Source organism: Sphingomonas sp. Leaf32, assembly GCF_001421765.1.
Taxonomy (GTDB): domain Bacteria; phylum Pseudomonadota; class Alphaproteobacteria; order Sphingomonadales; family Sphingomonadaceae; genus Sphingomonas.
The window spans coordinates 21,332-39,480 of the sequence record NZ_LMLA01000003.1; the positions used below are offsets into that span (position 1 = coordinate 21,332).

Consider the following 18,149-nt stretch of genomic DNA (forward strand, 5'->3'; position numbering starts at 1 on the left):
GCCTCCATCGACCGCGTTTGCAGCTTGGTAGACCCCGGAACAAGTCCGGGGTGACGAAATTGGATGTCAATGTCGATCGAACCGCCCGCTCTCAGCCCCGGAACACGACCGTCCGCGCGCCGTCGGCGAATACCCGGTCGTTCAGGTGCAGCCGCACCGCCTCGGCTAGCACGCGGCGTTCGATGTCGCGGCCCTTGCGCACTAGGTCGTCGGGCGTGTCGGCATGGCTGATCGGTTCGACGTCCTGATGGATGATCGGTCCTTCGTCCAGGTCGGCGGTGACGTAATGCGCGGTCGCGCCGATCATCTTCACGCCGCGCGCATGGGCCTGATGATAGGGTTTGGCACCCTTGAAACCGGGCAGGAAGCTGTGGTGGATGTTGATGCAGCGGCCTGACAGGAAGGCGGCGAGATCGTCCGACAGGATCTGCATATAGCGGGCGAGGACGACGAGTTCGGCACCGGTCGCCTCGACCAGTCGCTTGACCTGCGCTTCCTGCGCCGCCTTCGTCTCACGCGTGACGGGCAGGTGGTGGAAGGGGATGCCGTCGATCAGCGCGGTGTGCAGCGCGTCGCGCGGATGGTTGGACACGATCGCCGCCACCTCCATCGGCAATTCGCCCAGCCGGGTGCGATAGAGCAGGTCGATCAGGCAATGGTCCCATTTGGACACCATCAGCAACACCCGCTTCGGCGTCGCCTGATCGCGCAGCGACCACTGCATCGCCGCTGCGTCTGCGACGGACGTAAAGCCGGTGCGCAGTGCCGCGATCGATCCCGCCTCACCGGGCGTGAAGGCGACGCGCATGAAGAACTGGTTGGAGAGCGGATCGTCGAACTGCTGCGCATCGACGATATTGGCGCCACGATCCGCGAGGTATCCGGCGACCTTCGCCACCAGTCCCGGTCGGTCGGGGCATTGCAGCCGAAGCGTGTAGATGCTGCTTACCATTGGTCTGTCCCCCCCGTCGATCCGCGTCGGTATCGCCTTTCGATCCTTCGGGCACCCCGGTCCAGTGTTTTGGGGGATAAAGCGGGAGTGGTCGCGATACCGGGCACGCATGGATTTCCATCGCCACCCCGGAACAAGTGCGGCATGACGATGGGAGCGGGGCGGAGGGCGTCAATTCGTCCACCTTGCGGTACGCCAGACGCCCCGCCAGCCTGCCTTGCGACTTTGCTGCTGACACCGGCCACGCCACCGCATAGCCTGACGGTTCATAGCGGGGGGCGGTAATGGGCAAACGGGTACGATATGCGGTGTGTGCCGCGCTGCTGATGGCGGGAACCGCGGTACAGGCTGCGCCCCGTGATGCAGCACAGGCCGTGTCGCCCAGGCAAACGGCGGACTGGGTGGCGGCCAGCAACCGCAATACGGCGCTGGTACTGGAGGCGCAGGCGAAGTTCGATCCGGAAGACGCCTCGGGCAACGGGCTGTCGGCCTATGACGGGTTGGCGACCGACTTGGCACCCCGGCGCGACGAACGGCGCGGCGAGGCGCTGAGCGCGGTGATCGCCGAACTGAAGCATCGGCGCGAGGGCGAGCGCGATCCGCGTATCCGCCAGGACCTCGACATCCTGATCCAGTCGGTTACCGACGATCTGGAGGGCACGCGGCTGCGCCGGAAATATTTCCTGAGCTGGACCGATGCACCGCAGGCGATGTTCGGCGGGATCAAGGTGCTGCTGGACGATCAGGTCGAACCGAACCGGCGGGCCAAGGCGGTCGAGCTGCTGCGCCGCTATGTCGGCGACTGGCCCGGCACGACGCCGCTCACCGACCTGGCGAAACAGCGGTTCGAGGAACTGCGCGCGCCCGGCCTGCTGGGACCGGACAAGGTGTCGGTGGACAATGCCATCGCCAATGCCGGGACCTATGCCGACGGCATCCGCAAGCTGTTCGCCAAGTACAAAGTGACCGGGGCCGAGCGGGCGCTGGCGAAGCTCGATGCGCAGGTCGCCGCCTATACCGCGTGGACCAGGGCGACGATCCTGCCGATCGCGCGGACCGATTACCGGTTGCCGCCGGAAATGTACGCGTTCCGGCTGAAGCAGTTCGGCATCGACATCGACCCGCGCCAGCTGATCGCGCAGGCGCAGGTCGAGTTCGCCGAGACGCGCGCCGCGATGATCGCGCTTGCCCCGCGCGTCGCCGCCGACAAGGGGCTGACGCCGGGCAGCTATGTCGACGTCATCCGCCAGTTGAAGCGCGGCAGCATCCCCGACGACCGGATCGAGGCGAGCTATGCCGAGGTCAACCGTACGATCGAGGCGGCGATCCGGCGCGAACGCATCGTCACCCTGCCGCAGCGGCCGATGAAGATGCGGCTGGCCAGCGCGGCGGAATCGGCGGCGCAGCCCGCGCCGCACATGGAACCGCCGCCGCTGCTCGGCAACAAGGGCGAATATGGCACCTTCGTCCTGCCGGTCGGGGTGCCGGGCAAGGGGCCGGAAGCGGCCTATGACGACTTCAACTTCCCGGCTGCGCAATGGACGGTCAGCGCGCATGAAGGGCGACCGGGGCACGAGCTGCAATTCTCGGCGATGCTGGAAGGCGGCGTGTCGCAGGCGCGCATCCTCTATGCCTTCAACAGCGTGAATGTCGAAGGATGGGCGCTCTATGCCGAGGCGGAGGCGCTGCCCCATCACCCGATCGAGGGGCAGTTGATGGCGTATCAGGCGCGGCTGTTACGCGCGGCGCGGGCGTTTCTCGATCCGATGCTCAACCTCGGGCTGATATCGATCGACGATGCGCGGCGTGTCCTGCTCGAACAGGTCGCGACATCGCCGGCGATGGCGAAGCAGGAGATCGAACGCTACACCTCGCGCGCGCCGGGACAGGCGGGCAGCTACTTCTACGGCTATACCCGCCTGCTGCGTATACGGATCGAGGCGGAGCTGGCGCTGGGGCCGAAGTTCGACCGGCTGGCGTTCAACGACTTCCTGCTGCGGCAGGGCCTGCTGCCGCCCGACCTGCTGGAAAAGGCGGTGCTGGAGGCGTTCGTGCCGCAACAGCGCGCGCGGTAGCGCCGGGCCGGTGACGAAAAGCCGCGCATCCCGGGCAGGGGTCAGGCGATGTGCGGCACCAGCGACTGGGCGGCGATCGCCACCTGCGTCCGGTTCTGCACGTTCAGCTTGCGCATCAGCGCGGTCATATGCGCCTTCACCGTCGCCTCGGCGATGCCGAGGTCGTGCGCGATCTGTTTGTTGAACTGCCCCGAACGGACGCCGTCGAGCACCCTTGCCTGGGTCGGGGTCAGTCGCACCGGGGTGCCGACATCGCGTGCCGATGGCTCTGCGATTGCGAGCGCTACCATTGCTGCCCTTTCATTGCGCGATCGTCAGCGGGTTCGGGCTGTTCACCGGCGGCATCAATCCGCGCGCGACGGCGATGATCTGGCGGGCGGGCGAACGCCCGCTGGTCGACGATGTGAAGGTCCAGGGCGGGCACGGCACCACGCTGGCCGATGGCAGCCGGTTCGAACCGTACAACCCCAACCACACCGCCGACACCGATGTGACGAAGCGGTGGGACGGACAATTCTCCAGCCTGTGGGTCACCGATAATGGCGGCGGCACGTTCAACGGGCTGTGGACGCCCAACACCTATGCCCATGCCGGGCTGTACGTGTCGAACACCAGCACGCCGGGCTATGTGTACGAGATGTCGGCCGAGCATCATGCCCGCGCGGAGATCGTGCTGGACGGCGTGCGGAACTGGAACTTCTACGCGCCGCAGACCGAGGAGGAAGCGGGCGAGAGCCGCAACGCCGTCGCGCTGGAGGTCCGCAATTCGCGCAACATCCTGTTCGCCAATTTCCACGGTTACCGCGTTACCCGATCGATCCAGCCGGCATCGTCGGCGGTGAAGCTGTACGGGTCGACCGACATCCGCTTTCGCAACGTCCATGTGAATGCCGAAAGCGGCTTTGCCACCTGCGACGACAATGGTTGCGGCACCTATTTGCGGGCCAGCAAATTCCCGTTCGAGAACGCGATCAGCGACGTGACGCGCGGCGGGGACGTGCGGGAGCGGGAGTTCGCGGTGCTCGACATCACCGACGCGACGACAACGACGCCCGCCACTGTGCCGATGACACCGGTCAGCAAGCTGGCCGACGGCTTCCATTCGATCGGCGGCGGCGCGGTCGACCAGCATGGGAAGCTGTATTTCATCGACCGCTTCTTCCAGCGCATCCATGGCTGGAGCGACACGGGCCGGCTGTCGGTCGTCGCCGATGCACCGCTGGATGCGGTCAACCTGGCGGTCGACGGTTCGGGTGACCTGCTGGTGATGTCGTCGGATGGCCCCGAAACCACGGTCTATGCGATCGATCCCGGGGCACCAAATGCGGTCCGCCCGATCGCGCCGGGCGCGGTACGAGGGGGATCGCGCGCTCGTGTCGCGCTGCCCGGCAGCTTCTGGAACAATGGCGAGTTTCGCGACCAATATGATCCGGCGCGCGACCGGTTCACGACGCTTGGCGAGATGTTCGCGCGCGATATGGCTGTGCCCAGGCCGCGCGAATATGTCTCGCCCGACGGCAGCCTAGTCCTGCCCGCCTATCGCGTCTGGCAACAGGGGCCGGCCAATCATCTAGGCTGGCGCTTCTCCGACCTGCTCGACACCTATGGCTGGATCACCGGCAAGGTCGGGGAGCGCATCCATGTCATCAACGCCTCGGAGAACCGCACCTATAGCGGGCTGCTGGGTGCGGGCGGGGCGGTCGGCGACCTCAAACCCTTTGCCCCGCGCGGCGGCGAGAGCGTGGCGACCGGCCCCAATGGCCGGGTCTATGTCGCCAACGGCCAGGTCTTCGTCTACGACCCCGCCGGTGCCGAGGTCGGTCGCATCGACGTGCCCGACCGGCCGCTTCAGCTGCTGTTCGGCGGCGAGGACGGCCGGACGCTCTACATCCTCACCCATCATGCGCTCTATTCCGCGCGACCCTGACGACGGCGAACGCTACGAACTTCGGTCTGCCAAACCCCGCCCCGCACGCGACGGGGCAGGGGGCGTAAGGTCACTTCTGGCAGGCGACGATCGCCTCGATCACGGCCAGCGTTTCCTGCGGGTCGCGGATCTTCACCGTGTCCATGCCCGCCGCCTTGGGCGCGTAATCGTTGCCGCCGGGGAAGATCGCGTCGCCGATGAACAGCATGTCGTCGGTCGCGATGCCGCTGACGTCGGCCAGCTTGGCGAGGCCGGTCGCCTTGTCGACGCCTTCTTTGGTGATATCGATCGACGTCGCGCCGCCCATGTTGATCGACAGGCCCGGCAGGCGTTGCTTCAGGTCGGCCTGGATGATCTTGCGCTTCTCGAACTTGGGGTCCCAATGTTCCTTGGCGTCGATCGGTGCCTGCTGGCCCAGTGCCGAGAAGGTGATCTGGCTGCCGCGATCCTCGATCCGTTCGCCCCAGGTCTGTTCGGGGACGAAGCCGGTCGCCTCCAGCGCGGCGTCGAACGCCGACAGGATGTTCGCCTTGGTCGCGTCGTCGAACAGGTCAGCATAGACCGTGTTCCAGCGCCCGTCGCCCCAGGTGTACAGCTTGGTGCCGCTGGTCGGCATCATCCACAGGCGCGACAGGTCGGCGCGTTCGGGCAGGCGGGTCGCGACCTGCTTTTCGAACTGCGGCCAGTCGCCGCCCGAAATGATCGCGACATGTGCGACGCCCAGCAGGTCGGCCAGCGCTTCCCCCATCGCCTCCGTCAGCTGCTGCTTGCTCTCCGCCAGCGTGCCGTCGAGGTCGAAGGCTACCAGTTGCTTCATGTCATACTCCGACAGGGGGCGGGGCGGCGTCGTGCCGCCCGGCCGGGATTATTTCAGCGCTTCGACCAGCTTCTTGACGCTCTGGCTCTGGCCGCGCGGCAGGATCAGCACGTCGTTGCCGCTGGCCACCACGATCAGGTCCGACACGCCGACCATGCGGATGCGAACGCCATCGGTCCGCACCAGGCAGTCGCGCGTGTCGATCGCCAGCACTTCGCCGCGATGCGCATTGCCCGTATCGTCCCGCTCGCTGATCGCGTGCAGCGCGTCCCAGCTGCCTAGGTCGTTCCAGCCCATCGCGACCGGTACGACCACGACGCGGTCGGCCTTTTCCATCACCGCATAGTCGATCGACTGCGACGGCGCCTCGGCAAAGGCGGCGGCGTCGGGCGCGACACGGTTGCCGGTCCGTTCGGCCTTGTCCATCGCCCGCTCGCACGCCGCCAGCATCGCCGGTTCGTGCTGGCCCAGTTCGGCGAGATAGCGGTCGGCACGGAACAGGAAGATGCCACCGTTCCACACATGGTCGCCCGCCGCCAGCATCGCCTGTGCCGCGTCGAGCGGCGGCTTTTCCACGAAGCGCGCGACGCGGTGGACGCCGTCGGCGATTTCCTCGCCGGCCTGAATCCAGCCATAGCCGGTTTCCGGCGCGTCGGGCGAAATGCCGAAGGTGGCGAGCCAGCCCTCCTGCACCTTGGGCAGCGCACGCTGCACCGCCGCATGGAACGCGGCGACATCGGCGATCACATGGTCCGACGGCATTACCAGCAGCACCGCGTCGGGCGTCTCGGCGGCAAGGGCGGCGAGCGCGATGGCGGGTGCGGTGTTGCGACCGGCCGGTTCGAGGATCAGCGCGCTGGGCCGGGCGTCGACCGCGCTCAACTGCGTGTCGATCATGTCGGCATGGCGGGCATTGGCGACGATGATCGGTGCGCCGAACTCCTCACCGACCGCGCGCTGTGCGGTCAGCTGCAGCATCGTCGCTTCGGCGGTCAGCGCCAGCATCTGCTTGGGCGTTTCCGGCGTCGACATCGGCCACAGGCGCGTGCCCGAACCACCGGACAGGATCACAGGGACGATCATCGGCATGGTCAAGCAGGTTCCTGTCTAAAGAGTAAGTAAACACACCGATTCGGGACTGTAGCGATACAGCGATCCGCCATCATTGCGCCGGTCCTATCGGTCCGTAGATTGTTTCGCAACCGCAGCATTATTGCAATTCAGCGCCCGCCATCGCGCCGGGTCAGTGCCGCGACGCAACTGGCGCGGTCGATCGGGGCGCCGGTGCGCTGGCGCGCGTCGACATGGCGCACGATCGGCACCCCGCCCTGCTGCGGGGCATAGAGATAGGCATCGAGGACGCAGATGTTCGATCCGAATTGCAGCTTGCGGCCGGCACCTTCGGTCAGGTCGAGCAGCGGCTGCCCGAACAACTGGGTCAGGGCGTTGGCATTCTGACCCATGACGCGTTCGAGGCCGATCGTCCCATAGGTCGGCGTCGGCGGTGCGGGCAGGGCATTCTGGCGCACGACGGGACCGGGCGTGGCGCAGGCGGAGACGGCCAGCGCCAAGCCTACGCTGATCCCAACGCTACGCATTCCCACCCCCCTTGCTGCGGCGTCGATGAAAGCCATGCGTCGCCATCGCGGCGCCGATCAGCGGCGCAACGAAATTCACAAACGGTATCAACAGCAATCCGGTTCCCACCAGCCCGAGAAGAAACCGTCGCCCGCCGCTGGCCGATCGTTCGGCCGCCATCGCCGCCGGCGGCAGATGCCGTGCCGCGACCATGTCCGACAGGTCGCGTCCCAGCAGCCAGCCATTGACCACGAAGAACACCGCCGCCGTCCCGATGCCGGTGGCGAGCAGCAGCAGGTAGAGCGGCACGAAGAACAGGTTCACCAGTACCGTCCGCAGCACCGATCCGCCGCTCATCGCCAGCGAACGGCCGAGCGGGACCGGCCGTGCGCTCGCGAGCGCGGCGGGATAGTGCTTGGCCTCGACCGCCTCGACCACCTCGTCCGCGAACAGCCCGATGACGGCGATGGCGACGATCCGGAACAACAGCCAGGCGAGGCCGATCGCCGCGATGCCGGCGGCGATCGCGGCCAGCGTGCCGGCATCGTCGCCCAGCACGAACCAGTCGGCCACTGCCCAACGCGCGCCCCATGCCAGCCCCGCGCCGACCAGCACCAGCACCACCAGGGTCAACGCCAGCGACTTTGCCAGCACCCGCAGGAACGCCCGGTCGCCCAGTTGCGCGACGGACAGGAAAAAACTTTCGATCATGTCCCCGACGATGGTGGCGCGGGCAGGGCGCGTCAACGCCCGATCGGGTGCCAAGCTTGCTAGGGCGCGTGCCGCTGGCTAACGCGCAAGCCAATGTTCGCGCGCCACCCGCCGGACCGCATGTTTCGGAGACCTTGATTGACCCAGCCCACGCTCGACGTCGTTGCGATCGGCAACGCCATCGTCGATATTCTCGCCCAGTCGGACGACGCCTTCCTCGCGGCGGAGGGGATGACCAAGGGGTCGATGCAGCTCGTCTTCTCGCCCGCCGATGCCGACGCCCTTTATGCCAAGATGGGTCCAGGCCGCGAAGTGTCGGGCGGATCGGCGGCCAACACGGTCGCGGGCATCGCGGCGCTGGGCGGCAGGACCGGCTTTATCGGGCAGGTCGCCGACGACCAGCTGGGCGCGGTGTTCGCCCACGACATCCGCGCCGCCGGCGTCCGCTTCGACACCGCCGTCCGTGGCGGCGAGCCGACGACTGCCCGCTGCCTGATCTTCGTCACGCCCGACGGGCAGCGCACGATGAACACCTTCCTCGGCGCCTCGCAGTTCCTGCCCGAAGCGGCGCTGGATGCCGACCTGATCGCCAGCGGCGCGATCCTGTATCTGGAGGGCTATCTTTGGGACCCGGAGGAACCGCGCGCCGCGATGCGCGCCGGCATCCGCATCGCGCGCGATGCGGGGCGCAAGGTCGCCTTCACCCTGTCGGACACCTTCTGCATCTCGCGCCACGGTGACGACTTCCGCGCGCTGATCGCCGAGGGGCAGGTCGACATCCTGTTCGCCAACGAAAACGAGTTGGTCGCGCTGGCGCAGGTCGAGGATTTCGACACGGCGGTGGAGCAGATCGCGCGCCAGGTGCCCGTGCTGGTCGTCACCCGCGGCGAACAGGGCGCGATCGCAGTGACCGGGGGCCAGCGGACCAGCGTGCCCGCGCAGCCGATCGAGCGGGTCGTCGACACGACCGGCGCGGGCGACCTGTTCGCCGCCGGCTTCCTGCACGGACAGGCGCAGGGCCATGACATCGAACGCTCGCTGAAGCTGGGCGCGCTGTGCGCCGCCGAGATCATCTCGCACTATGGCGCGCGGCCCGAAGCGGACCTGACCAAGCTGATGGCGGCCAAGCTCGGCTGACCGCTGCACGACCGGCAAAGAAAAAGGGCCGGGGGAGCGATCCCCCGGCCCTTTTTTGCGTGGACGGCGTAGCGGTCAGTGCTTGACGTCGAACACGTCGTCGACGGGCACTTCGATGATGCCCTTCGCGACATGGCTGGTGCGATAGCCGTAGAGGAAATAGACGACCAGACCGATCGCGCCCCAGATCGGCAGCACCAGCATCGCATCGATCGGCAGGTTGAAGAACAGGAAGATGCAGCCGACGATCGTCGCCGGCGCGACCAGCCAGATCAGCGGCGCGCGGAACGCACGCGGCCGGGCCGCCTCGGTCTTGCGCAGGATCAGCACCGCGATCGCCACCATCATGAAGGCATAGAGCGTGCCCGCATTGGCGATATCGGCCAGTTGTCCGACCGGCAGGAAGGCAGCGGCGAAAGCGACCGCCCCGCCGGTGATCGCCGTCACGACATAGGGCGTCTTCCACTTCGGGTGGATCTTGCTGAGGCTGGGCGGCAGCAGCCCGTCGCGCGCCATCACGAAGAAGATGCGCGTCTGGCCGAACAGCAGGACGAGGATGACCGACGGCAGCGCGACGAACGCCGCGATCCCCAGCATGTTGCCGACCTTGCCGAAGCCGATCTCGCGCAGGACATGCGCCAGCGCTTCGTTCGAACAGACTAGCGCGTCCGCATATTGCGGCATCGCGCACTGGCGGGCCAGTTCAGCCGAACCGGCCGCGAACGGCATCTCGCTGCCGGTGATGAACCCGTTGGGACCGAGCGGCTGGCCGCCGATCGTGCCGATCGCACCGGCGGCGACGAGGATGTAGAAGACGGTGCAGAACAACAGCGAGCCGATCAGCCCGATCGGCACGTTACGCTGCGGATTCTTCGTTTCCTCCGCGGCCGTCGATACCGCGTCGAACCCGACATAGGCAAAGAAGATCGTCGCCGCCGCGCCGACCGCGCCGACACCCGTACCCCAGCCGCCGAACACGCCGGCGGGAAGGAACGGGTTGAACCGGCTGGCGCTGAACTGTTCCGACGGGATGGTCAGCGCGATGAACACCGTCAGCGCCACGACCTTGATCGCGACGAGGATGGCGTTGAACTTCGCGCTCTCGCTGGTGCCGATGATGAGCAGTCCGGTCACCAGCAGCGCGATCAGTACCGCCGGCAGGTTGATGAACCCGCCCGGCGCGCCGCCCAGCGCCAATGGACCCGCCGCCAGCCATGCGGGCAATTGTATGCCGAAGAATTCGTTGAGGATGGTCCCGCTGAAATAGCCCGACCATCCGACCGCGACCGCCGATGCGGCGACCGCATATTCCAGGACCAGCGCCCAGCCGACCGTCCAGGCAAGCAACTCGCCCATGACCGAATAGGTATAGGTATAGGCCGATCCCGCGACCGGGATCATCGAGGCGATTTCAGCATAGCACAGCGCCGCGACGACGCAGATCAGACCCGCGATGGCGAAGGCGAGCATCAGGCCGGGACCGGCTTTCTGCGCGCCGGCGGCGGTAAGGACGAAGATGCCGGTGCCGATGACCGATCCGATGCCGAACAACGTCAGCTGAAGCGCGCCGAGGGTGCGCGGAAGCGACTTTCCTTCGGCAGCGGCGAGAATGGCGTCGAGTGGCTTGACGCGCCCGAATATCATGAAGCTATCCCCTGATGCGTCGCGTTCGTTCGCGCGACGCTCTCGTTTGAATGGCGCGATGCTACCCGCAATTCCGGCCCGCGCAATTCCTTTCGTGCAATAAAGCTGTCCTATCGCGCCAGCATGGGGCCGAGCGGCGCACCGCCGAACAGGTGGACGTGCAGGTGCGGCACCTCCTGTCCGCCGTCCCCGCCGATATTGGCGAGCAGCCGATAGCCCGGCTCGACCAGGCCATGGTCGCGCGCCACCTTCCCGACGGCACGGATGAAGCCGGCAATTTCCGCATCGTCGGCCCGCGAAGAAAAATCGTCCCACGACACGTAACGGCCTTTCGGGATTACCAGCACATGCACCGGCGCCTGCGGAGCGATGTCGTGGAAGGCGAGCGCGAAGTCGTCCTCATAGACACGCTTCGCCGGAATTTCGCCGCGCAGGATGCGGGCAAAGATATTGGTGTCGTCATAGGGTTGCGTGGCGTCGATCGGCATGGGGATCACTCCTGGGGACGGGACGCTTTTTCGGCGATGCCCGACGTCCCTTCGCGGCGGGTCAGTTCGGCGCGGACATCGTCGAGGGCGATGCCCTGGGTCCGCAGCAGCAGCGTCAGGTGGAACAGCAGGTCGGCGGCCTCGCCGATCAGGCCGGCGCGGTCGTTGCTACACGCGGCGATCACGCACTCGACCGCTTCCTCGCCGACCTTCTGCGCGATCTTGGCCGTGCCGCGCGCGTGCAGCTTCGCGACATAGGATTGGGCGGGATCGCCGCCGATCCGGCTGGCGATTACCGATTCGAGCCGGTCGAAGGCGTCCATGTCAGTCCCTGTTCCTGCGTTGCCGATTGCGGATCGCCCGCCGCGCCAGCACCACCATGAAGACGAAGGCGACGAAGGTCGCGACGTCGGAAAAGGCAAAGCCTTCGCGGGGCGGTGCGATACCCGAATGGACGGCGGCAAGGGCGGTTATGGCCATGGACGGGCTGTAGGGGGTTTTGCGAGACGTGAAAATCCTCCCCGGCACGGGGAGGGGGACCGTCGCCGAAGGCGATGGTGGAGGGGGATCGCCCCGCAACGCAACCGTGCCGTATGCGGACACCCCCCTCCACCATGCTGCGCATAGTCCCCCTCCCCGTGCCGGGGAGGATTTTAATGCGACCGCACCGGAACCCCCGCCGCCGCCAGCGCGGCATGGGCGTCGGCCACCGACGCCTCGCCAAAATGGAAGATCGACGCCGCCAGCACCGCACTCGCATGGCCCTGCGTAACGCCAGCGACGAGGTGATCGAGCGTGCCGACACCGCCCGACGCCACCACCGGCACCGATACCTGGTCGGCAATGGTACGGATCAGGTCGAGGTCGTATCCGTCACGCGTGCCGTCGCGGTCCATCGACGTCACCAGCAATTCCCCCGCGCCCAGCCGCGCGAGGTTCAGCGCATGTTCGACCGCATCGATGCCGGTAGCGCGGCGACCGCCATGGGTGAACACTTCCCAATGCCCGTCGACCCGCCGGGCATCGACCGAGGCGGTGACGCACTGGCTGCCGAAGCGGTCGGCGATGTCGGCGACCAGTTCGGGCCGGGCGACGGCGGCGGAATTGACCGCGACCTTGTCCGCGCCCGCCAGCAGCAATGCACGGGCATCCTCGGGCGACCGCACGCCGCCACCGACGGTCAGCGGCATGAAGCACACTTCCGCCGTGCGCCGCACCACGTCGATGATCGTGTCGCGCCCCTCATGGCTGGCGCCGATGTCGAGAAAGGTCAGCTCGTCCGCCCCGGCGGCGTCATAGGCGCGCGCCTGTTCCACCGGATCGCCCGCATCGCGCAGCGCGACGAAGTTCACGCCCTTCACCACCCGCCCGGCATGGACGTCGAGACAGGGGATGACGCGCGCCCGCACCGTCATGCGGCGGCCACCCGGATCGCTTCGGCCAGATCGAGGCGACCGTCGTACAGCGCGCGGCCGGTGATGACGCCCTCGATGCCGGCCTTGCCCTTCAGCGCGTGGATATCCTCGATCCCCGCGACGCCGCCGCTGGCGATGACCGGGATCGGGACGGCGGCGGCCAGCGCGGCGGTCGCGGCGACATTGCAGCCCTTGAGCATCCCGTCGCGGCCGACGTCGGTGAACAGCACGGCGGCGACGCCGGCATCCTCGAACCGGCGGGCAAGGTCGGTGACGGAGACGGTCGACACATCCGCCCAGCCGCGCGTCGCGACCATGCCGTCCCACGCATCGACCGCGACGACGATCCGCCCCGGACAGGCGGCGGCGGCTTCGCGGACGAAATCGGGGTCCTCCAGCGCTGCGGTGCCGATCACGACACGCGCGACGCCCAGGTCCAGCCAGCGGTCGACATTGGCGCGGTTGCGGATGCCGCCACCCAGTTGCACCCGGCCCGGAAAGGCTTTCAGGATACCGGCGACCGCATCGCCATTGACCGACTGGCCGGCGAACGCGCCGTCGAGGTCGACGACGTGCAGGTGATCCGCACCCGCGTCGGCGAACAGCGTCGCCTGATGCGCCGGATCGTCACCATAGACGGTGGCGCGGTCCATATCGCCCTCGGCCAGCCGGACGACCTGTCCGCCCTTCAGATCGATGGCGGGGAAGACGGTCAGGGACGCCATGCGAGGAACCTCTCCAGCAGCGCCAATCCATAGCGCTGGCTCTTTTCGGGGTGGAACTGCACGCCCAGCAGATTGTCGCGGCCGATGGCTGCGGTCACCGGGCCGCCATGGTCGGTGGTGGCCAGCACATGATCGCCCTCGAACGCATAGCTGTGCAGGAAATACGCCTCGCCCGGCACCAGCAGGGGGTGCGGCGCGGCGGGGACGACATCGTTCCAGCCCATATGCGGCACGGTGACGCCGGGCGCAGGGGCCAGGCGGCGGACGGCGCCGTCGATCCAGCCCAATCCGGCATGGCTGCCGAACTCCTCACCGGTGGTCGCCAGCAGTTGCATCCCCACGCACACGCCGAGGAACGGCACGCCGCCGTCCAGCGCGCGCGACCGCATCGCCTCGACCATGCCGGGAATGGCGGTCAGGCCGTTCATGCATGCGGCGAAGGCGCCGACGCCGGGCAGGACGATCCGGTCGGCCTGTGCCACTGCGTCCGGATCGGCGGTGATCGACAGGTCGCGGGCACCCGCCGCCTTCAGCGCATTGGCGACCGAATGGAGATTGCCCGCGCCGTAATCGATCAGTGCGATCAAAACAGGTCGCCGATCTGGTCCATCGCCAGCGTCATGGTGAAGGCGACGATCTCGACCGTGGCGACGCCGTTCACGACGAACGGATCGGTTTCCGCCACCGCGCGCACCGCGTCCGCTTCCCCCCGGAACAGCAGCACGCCGCCGGTCGGGGGATTGCGGCGACCGGCGAGCAGCATGAGGCCCTCGTCCATCGCCGCCTTGATCCACGCGACATGCGCCTCGCGGTGGACGTCGACGTCCTCCAGCGGCTTTACGTAGCTCAGCATCGCCAGGCACATCGGCTGCATCGGACGCGCTACCATGTCACAACACTCCCTTGGTCGACGGGATGGCATCGCCCTTGCGCGGGTCGATTTCGGTCGCGGTGCGCAGGGCGCGCGCCAGTCCCTTGAAGATGCTTTCGGCGATATGATGGTTGTTGGTGCCGTACAGCGTCTCGACATGCAGCGTGATGCCGGCGGCCTGCGCGAAGCTGTGGCAGAAATGGCCGAACATCTCGGTATCCATCGTGCCGAGCTGCGCCTGGGTGAAATCGACCTTCCACACCAGCCACGGGCGGCCGGAAATGTCGAGCGCGACGCGGGTCAGCGTCTCGTCCATCGGCGACAGCGCGTCGCCATAGCGGCGGATGCCGCGCTTGTCGCCCAGCGCCTTGGCTACGCACAAGCCGATGGCGATGCCGGTATCCTCGACCGTGTGGTGCGCGTCGATATGCAGGTCGCCGACCGTGCGGACCGTCAGGTCGATCAGCGAATGGCGGCTGAGCTGTTCGAGCATATGGTCGAAGAAGCCGACGCCGGTCGACACGTCATAGGTGCCGGTGCCGTCGAGATTGACCGTGACGTCGATCGACGTCTCGCTGGTCCTGCGGGCGATGGTGGCGGTGCGCATGGGCGTCTCATAGCGCTTGGCCGCCGCCATGCAACGCAACGAATCTTGACGGACGGGCAAACGCCGCTACCCAAGGCGCCATGAGCCAGCCCGTTGCCGACAGCCTGATCCCGTATGACGAGATCGTCCAGGAAGCCCTGCGCGCCGTTGTCGGCCGCGTGCTGGGACAGGTTTCCGCCACCGGCGCGCTGCCCGGTGAGCATCACTTCTACATCACCTTCAAGACGCAGGCCCCCGGCGTCGACATCCCGAAGCGGCTGGTCGAGCGGTTTCCGGACGAGATGACGATCGTCATCCAGCACCGCTTCTGGGACCTGACCGTCGATGCCGAGCGCTTCTCGGTGGGGCTGAGCTTCGGCGGCATCCCGTCGACGCTGGTCATTCCCTATGCCGCGATCACCGGCTTCCACGACCCGGCGGTCAATTTTGAGCTGCGGTTCCAGGCGAATGACGAGCCGGGCGACGAACCCGAACCGCATGATCCGCCCGAAAACGATGCGCCGATCGCGGTCAGCGAGGACGGGTCGAACGTCGTCGCGGTGGACTTCAAGCGCAAGAAGTGACGATCGAGGTCGTCGCTTCGCCCGGCGAGGACGACCGGCTGGCGATCCTCGCGGCGCTGGTCGACCATAATGACGCTGCGGTCGGGCGGACCCATCGGCGGCAGGTGGCGATCGTCGTGCGCGACGATGCAGGTGCCATCATTGGCGGGCTGTGGGGCATGATCGGCTATCGCTGGCTGTTCGTCCAGTATCTTGCGCTGCCCGAGGCGGTGCGCGGGCAGGGGATCGGTCGCCGGTTGATGGAGCAGGCGGAGGCGGAGGCGCGCGCCGACGACTGCATCGGCATCTGGCTCGACACCTTCAGTTTCCAGGCGCGTGGTTTCTACGAGAAACTGGCCTTTGCGCATTTCGGCACGATCGACGATTTCCCGCCGGGCCATGCGCGCTTCTTCCTGTCGAAACGGATCGACTGACGCTGCCACGGGTTTGATCCGCATGACCGATACCCGTACCGAAACCGACTCGATCGGCGCGATCGAGGTTCCCGCCGCCGCCTATTGGGGGGCGCAGACCGAACGATCGATCGAGAATTTCCCCTTTCCCCCGTCCGAGCGGATGCCGATCGGCATCGTCCACGCGCTGGCGATCGTGAAGCAGGCGGCGGCACGGGTGAACCGGGCGCATGGCCTCGACGCCAAGATTGCCGATGCGATCGAGGCGGCGGCGGACGAGGTTATCGCAGGGCAACTCGACGACCAATTCCCGCTCGTCATCTGGCAGACCGGCAGCGGTACCCAGTCGAACATGAACGTCAATGAGGTGATCGCCGGACGCGCGAACGAGGCGCTGACGGGCACGCGCGGCGGCAAGTCGCCGGTGCATCCCAACGATCATGTGAATATGGGCCAGTCGTCGAACGACAGCTTCCCCACCGCGCTACATGTCGCGGCGGTCGTGGCGCTGCACCGCGACCTGATCCCAGCGCTCGACCGGCTGGCGGAATCGCTGGAGGCGAAGGCAAGCGACTGGGGCGATATCGTCAAGATCGGCCGGACCCATTTGCAGGATGCGACGCCGCTGACGCTGGGTCAGGAATTTTCGGGCTATGTCGCACAGTTGCGCGATGCCTGTCGCCGGTTGCGGTCGGCGGAAGGCGACCTGTTGCGCTTGGCACAGGGCGGCACGGCGGTCGGCACGGGCCTCAACGCTGCACCCGGTTTCGCCGAGGCAGTGGCGGTGGAGATCGCGACGATCACCGGCCAAGCCTTCGTCACCGCGCCCAACAAGTTCGAGGCGCTGGCGTCGAACGACCCGCTGGTCCAGCTTTCCGGCACGCTCAACACGCTGACGGTCGCCCTCACCAAGATCGCGAACGACATCCGCCTGCTGGGATCGGGGCCGCGTTCGGGGCTGGGCGAGATCGACCTGCCCGCCAACGAACCGGGCAGCTCGATCATGCCGGGCAAGGTCAACCCGACCCAGTGCGAGATGCTGACGATGGTCGCGGCGCAGGTGATGGGCAATCACCTGTCGGTGACGGTCGGCGGGATGCAGGGGCATCTGGAACTGAACGTCTTCAAGCCGCTGATCGGCGCGGCGGTGCTGCGCTCGATCGATCTGCTGGCGATCGGCATGACGAGTTTTGCGGAGCGCTGCGTCGACGGGATCGAGCCGAACCGCGCGCGGATCGGCGAACTGGTCGAACGGTCGCTGATGCTAGTGACCGCGCTGGCCCCTGAAATCGGATACGACAATGCCGCCAAAATCGCGAAACATGCCCATGCCGAAGGGCTGACGTTGCGCGAGGCGGGGCTGGCGCTGGGCTTGGTCGACGAGGCGATGTTCGACCGGCTGGTCCGGCCGGAGACGATGGTCGGATAGCGGCCACCGCCGATCGCTTTCCTACACGGTGAACGGATGCCATGCTGCCCGTTGGGGAGTGTTGCCCCGAAGTGGTTTGCCATCGTTTGACGAGCGTGGCGCACAACGCTGCGAAAACGCGGCGAGTGTGAACTTCGTGAACTTTGGCGTCGGCAATGGGTCGAATGCGTGCGGACGGCGGGGTGGCGACAGGGAACATCCCGGCCATTCCTGCGCTATATCCGTATAACTTCGGTGAGGAAAATATGGGCGCGACGACGATAGGAGCATTGGTCGGTGCGGCCATCGACAAGATGAGCGGCGATGACGATTCGAGCGTCGATGGTGCGATCAAGGGTGCCATTGTCGCCAATGTTCTGAAAGTCGTGGTGCCCCTGGCGATAACCTATGCGGTCGGCTGGGCCGTCCTGCGCGGTACGGCGGAACTGAAGGAACAACTCTTCGAAACGGAGGATGCAGCATGATCGGACGGATTATCGGCGCGCTCGTCGGGCGCGAGATGGATCGCCGCGGCGGACGCGGTGGTGCGAAGGGTGCTGCGATGGGCTGGCTGGCCGGCAGCGCGATGCGCCGCATGGGGCCGCTCGGCATGATCCTGGGTGGCGGCTATGTGGCCAAGAAGGCCTATGACCGGCGCAAGTTGGACAAGATGCGACGCGGCTACTGACGCGTACCCGGTCTGCACCCCAAGCGGACCGGTGCCGGACGGGGCAACCCGCGACCGGCCGGACAGACCTCCACCATCGTGGACCGATGCAAGGGGCGAGGGCTTTGTGCCATCGCCCCTTGACGCCACGCGCCTGCCCGCGCGAATAGGC

22 protein-coding genes and 1 pseudogene are annotated in these 18,149 nt (G+C 67.1%); 8 read left to right on the top strand and 15 right to left on the bottom strand.

The features are described 5' to 3' along the window. Window positions 1-91: 91 nt before the first annotated feature. Window positions 92-952 carry a formyltetrahydrofolate deformylase gene (gene purU, locus ASE83_RS06140; RefSeq protein ID WP_055786482.1) on the bottom strand — a complete coding sequence of 287 codons (861 nt, stop codon included), beginning with the start codon at window positions 950-952 and terminating at the stop codon, window positions 92-94. Window positions 953-1,236: 284 nt separating this feature from the next. Between purU and ASE83_RS06145 the strand changes: the two genes are divergently transcribed. Beyond that, window positions 1,237-3,027, top strand: coding sequence for a DUF885 domain-containing protein (locus tag ASE83_RS06145; protein WP_055786480.1), 1,791 nt, complete (start codon window positions 1,237-1,239; stop codon window positions 3,025-3,027). Between the two features lie 41 nt (window positions 3,028-3,068). Here the strand turns inward: ASE83_RS06145 and ASE83_RS06150 are convergent, their stop codons facing one another. Continuing rightward, window positions 3,069-3,317 (bottom strand): helix-turn-helix domain-containing protein, encoded by a 249-nt coding sequence (locus tag ASE83_RS06150; protein WP_055786478.1) that lies wholly within the window; start codon window positions 3,315-3,317, stop codon window positions 3,069-3,071. Between the two features lie 17 nt (window positions 3,318-3,334). On the opposite strand from ASE83_RS06150, the pseudogene ASE83_RS06155 reads away from it, so the two are divergent. Then, a pseudogene (locus tag ASE83_RS06155) lies at window positions 3,335-4,954 on the top strand (SMP-30/gluconolactonase/LRE family protein); the annotation flags it as partial. A gap of 70 nt (window positions 4,955-5,024) precedes the next feature. On the opposite strand, the gene ASE83_RS06160 reads toward ASE83_RS06155, so the two are convergent. From ASE83_RS06160 to ASE83_RS06175, 4 genes are all read right to left on the bottom strand, one after another. Further along, window positions 5,025-5,771 (bottom strand): HAD-IIB family hydrolase, encoded by a 747-nt coding sequence (locus ASE83_RS06160; RefSeq protein ID WP_055786474.1) that lies wholly within the window; start codon window positions 5,769-5,771, stop codon window positions 5,025-5,027. A 48-nt stretch (window positions 5,772-5,819) separates the two neighbouring features. Beyond that, window positions 5,820-6,860, bottom strand: a complete 1,041-nt coding sequence (locus tag ASE83_RS06165) for a mannose-1-phosphate guanylyltransferase/mannose-6-phosphate isomerase (RefSeq protein ID WP_082443154.1) — start codon at window positions 6,858-6,860, stop codon at window positions 5,820-5,822. 131 nt (window positions 6,861-6,991) lie between these two features. After that, on the bottom strand, window positions 6,992-7,369 hold the full coding sequence (locus tag ASE83_RS06170) for a hypothetical protein (protein WP_055786472.1): 378 nt from the start codon (window positions 7,367-7,369) through the stop codon (window positions 6,992-6,994). Further along, complete coding sequence (locus ASE83_RS06175; RefSeq protein ID WP_055786470.1) at window positions 7,362-8,060, bottom strand: EI24 domain-containing protein; 699 nt, start codon at window positions 8,058-8,060, stop codon at window positions 7,362-7,364. The genes ASE83_RS06170 and ASE83_RS06175 overlap by 8 nt, the downstream gene beginning before the upstream one ends. Before the next feature lie 138 nt (window positions 8,061-8,198). On the opposite strand from ASE83_RS06175, the gene ASE83_RS06180 reads away from it, so the two are divergent. Continuing rightward, entirely contained in the window at window positions 8,199-9,197 is a 999-nt protein-coding gene (locus ASE83_RS06180) for an adenosine kinase (protein ID WP_055786468.1), read from the top strand. Between the two features lie 75 nt (window positions 9,198-9,272). On the opposite strand, the gene ASE83_RS06185 is transcribed toward ASE83_RS06180, so the two are convergent. The 9 genes from ASE83_RS06185 to hisB form a co-directional block, all read right to left on the bottom strand. Beyond that, window positions 9,273-10,841: an amino acid permease gene (locus ASE83_RS06185; RefSeq protein WP_055786465.1), complete on the bottom strand. Its 1,569-nt coding sequence runs from the start codon at window positions 10,839-10,841 to the stop codon at window positions 9,273-9,275. A gap of 110 nt (window positions 10,842-10,951) precedes the next feature. Continuing rightward, complete coding sequence (locus ASE83_RS06190; protein WP_055786463.1) at window positions 10,952-11,329, bottom strand: histidine triad nucleotide-binding protein; 378 nt, start codon at window positions 11,327-11,329, stop codon at window positions 10,952-10,954. Between the two features lie 5 nt (window positions 11,330-11,334). Beyond that, window positions 11,335-11,652 (bottom strand): phosphoribosyl-ATP diphosphatase, encoded by a 318-nt coding sequence (locus ASE83_RS06195; RefSeq protein ID WP_055786460.1) that lies wholly within the window; start codon window positions 11,650-11,652, stop codon window positions 11,335-11,337. 1 nt (window position 11,653) lies between these two features. Then, entirely contained in the window at window positions 11,654-11,809 is a 156-nt protein-coding gene (locus tag ASE83_RS18420) for a hypothetical protein (protein WP_156352802.1), read from the bottom strand. Between the two features lie 173 nt (window positions 11,810-11,982). Beyond that, complete coding sequence (gene hisF, locus ASE83_RS06200; protein ID WP_055786457.1) at window positions 11,983-12,744, bottom strand: imidazole glycerol phosphate synthase subunit HisF; 762 nt, start codon at window positions 12,742-12,744, stop codon at window positions 11,983-11,985. Further along, window positions 12,741-13,469: a 1-(5-phosphoribosyl)-5-[(5-phosphoribosylamino)methylideneamino]imidazole-4-carboxamide isomerase gene (hisA, locus tag ASE83_RS06205; protein WP_055786454.1), complete on the bottom strand. Its 729-nt coding sequence runs from the start codon at window positions 13,467-13,469 to the stop codon at window positions 12,741-12,743. Before hisA ends, hisF begins: the two co-directional genes overlap by 4 nt. Then, window positions 13,457-14,056 carry an imidazole glycerol phosphate synthase subunit HisH gene (hisH, locus tag ASE83_RS06210; protein ID WP_055786451.1) on the bottom strand — a complete coding sequence of 200 codons (600 nt, stop codon included), beginning with the start codon at window positions 14,054-14,056 and terminating at the stop codon, window positions 13,457-13,459. Before hisH ends, hisA begins: the two co-directional genes overlap by 13 nt. Then, window positions 14,053-14,358 (bottom strand): YciI family protein, encoded by a 306-nt coding sequence (locus ASE83_RS06215; protein ID WP_055786447.1) that lies wholly within the window; start codon window positions 14,356-14,358, stop codon window positions 14,053-14,055. Before ASE83_RS06215 ends, hisH begins: the two co-directional genes overlap by 4 nt. Before the next feature lies 1 nt (window position 14,359). Beyond that, complete coding sequence (gene hisB, locus ASE83_RS06220; protein ID WP_055787654.1) at window positions 14,360-14,947, bottom strand: imidazoleglycerol-phosphate dehydratase HisB; 588 nt, start codon at window positions 14,945-14,947, stop codon at window positions 14,360-14,362. An 80-nt stretch (window positions 14,948-15,027) separates the two neighbouring features. Between hisB and ASE83_RS06225 the strand changes: the two genes are divergently transcribed. The 5 genes from ASE83_RS06225 (at window position 15,028) to ASE83_RS06245 (ending at window position 17,998) form a co-directional block, all read left to right on the top strand. Then, window positions 15,028-15,510, top strand: a complete 483-nt coding sequence (locus ASE83_RS06225; RefSeq protein WP_055786444.1) for an SspB family protein — start codon at window positions 15,028-15,030, stop codon at window positions 15,508-15,510. Further along, window positions 15,507-15,923 carry a GNAT family N-acetyltransferase gene (locus ASE83_RS06230; protein WP_055786442.1) on the top strand — a complete coding sequence of 139 codons (417 nt, stop codon included), beginning with the start codon at window positions 15,507-15,509 and terminating at the stop codon, window positions 15,921-15,923. Before ASE83_RS06225 ends, ASE83_RS06230 begins: the two co-directional genes overlap by 4 nt. 22 nt (window positions 15,924-15,945) lie before the next feature. Then, window positions 15,946-17,331 carry a class II fumarate hydratase gene (gene fumC / locus ASE83_RS06235; protein ID WP_055786440.1) on the top strand — a complete coding sequence of 462 codons (1,386 nt, stop codon included), beginning with the start codon at window positions 15,946-15,948 and terminating at the stop codon, window positions 17,329-17,331. Window positions 17,332-17,495: 164 nt separating this feature from the next. Next, a complete protein-coding gene (locus ASE83_RS06240; protein ID WP_327196413.1) occupies window positions 17,496-17,795 on the top strand; it encodes a hypothetical protein in 300 nt (99 codons plus the stop codon). Further along, window positions 17,792-17,998 carry a hypothetical protein gene (locus ASE83_RS06245; RefSeq protein WP_055786437.1) on the top strand — a complete coding sequence of 69 codons (207 nt, stop codon included), beginning with the start codon at window positions 17,792-17,794 and terminating at the stop codon, window positions 17,996-17,998. Before ASE83_RS06240 ends, ASE83_RS06245 begins: the two co-directional genes overlap by 4 nt. Window positions 17,999-18,149: the final 151 nt, after the last annotated feature.

Coding starts and splice junctions, on each gene's coding strand:
- purU (WP_055786482.1), bottom strand. CDS start 952: ATGGTAAGCAGCATCTACACGCTTCGGCTGCAATGCCCCGACCGACCG.
- ASE83_RS06145 (WP_055786480.1), top strand. CDS start 1,237: ATGGGCAAACGGGTACGATATGCGGTGTGTGCCGCGCTGCTGATGGCG.
- ASE83_RS06150 (WP_055786478.1), bottom strand. CDS start 3,317: ATGGTAGCGCTCGCAATCGCAGAGCCATCGGCACGCGATGTCGGCACC.
- ASE83_RS06160 (WP_055786474.1), bottom strand. CDS start 5,771: ATGAAGCAACTGGTAGCCTTCGACCTCGACGGCACGCTGGCGGAGAGC.
- ASE83_RS06165 (WP_082443154.1), bottom strand. CDS start 6,860: ATGCCGATGATCGTCCCTGTGATCCTGTCCGGTGGTTCGGGCACGCGC.
- ASE83_RS06170 (WP_055786472.1), bottom strand. CDS start 7,369: ATGCGTAGCGTTGGGATCAGCGTAGGCTTGGCGCTGGCCGTCTCCGCC.
- ASE83_RS06175 (WP_055786470.1), bottom strand. CDS start 8,060: ATGATCGAAAGTTTTTTCCTGTCCGTCGCGCAACTGGGCGACCGGGCG.
- ASE83_RS06185 (WP_055786465.1), bottom strand. CDS start 10,841: ATGATATTCGGGCGCGTCAAGCCACTCGACGCCATTCTCGCCGCTGCC.
- ASE83_RS06190 (WP_055786463.1), bottom strand. CDS start 11,329: ATGCCGATCGACGCCACGCAACCCTATGACGACACCAATATCTTTGCC.
- ASE83_RS06195 (WP_055786460.1), bottom strand. CDS start 11,652: ATGGACGCCTTCGACCGGCTCGAATCGGTAATCGCCAGCCGGATCGGC.
- ASE83_RS18420 (WP_156352802.1), bottom strand. CDS start 11,809: ATGGCCATAACCGCCCTTGCCGCCGTCCATTCGGGTATCGCACCGCCC.
- hisF (WP_055786457.1), bottom strand. CDS start 12,744: ATGACGGTGCGGGCGCGCGTCATCCCCTGTCTCGACGTCCATGCCGGG.
- hisA (WP_055786454.1), bottom strand. CDS start 13,469: ATGGCGTCCCTGACCGTCTTCCCCGCCATCGATCTGAAGGGCGGACAG.
- ASE83_RS06215 (WP_055786447.1), bottom strand. CDS start 14,358: ATGGTAGCGCGTCCGATGCAGCCGATGTGCCTGGCGATGCTGAGCTAC.
- hisB (WP_055787654.1), bottom strand. CDS start 14,947: ATGCGCACCGCCACCATCGCCCGCAGGACCAGCGAGACGTCGATCGAC.
- ASE83_RS06225 (WP_055786444.1), top strand. CDS start 15,028: ATGAGCCAGCCCGTTGCCGACAGCCTGATCCCGTATGACGAGATCGTC.
- fumC (WP_055786440.1), top strand. CDS start 15,946: ATGACCGATACCCGTACCGAAACCGACTCGATCGGCGCGATCGAGGTT.
- ASE83_RS06240 (WP_327196413.1), top strand. CDS start 17,496: ATGCGTGCGGACGGCGGGGTGGCGACAGGGAACATCCCGGCCATTCCT.
- ASE83_RS06245 (WP_055786437.1), top strand. CDS start 17,792: ATGATCGGACGGATTATCGGCGCGCTCGTCGGGCGCGAGATGGATCGC.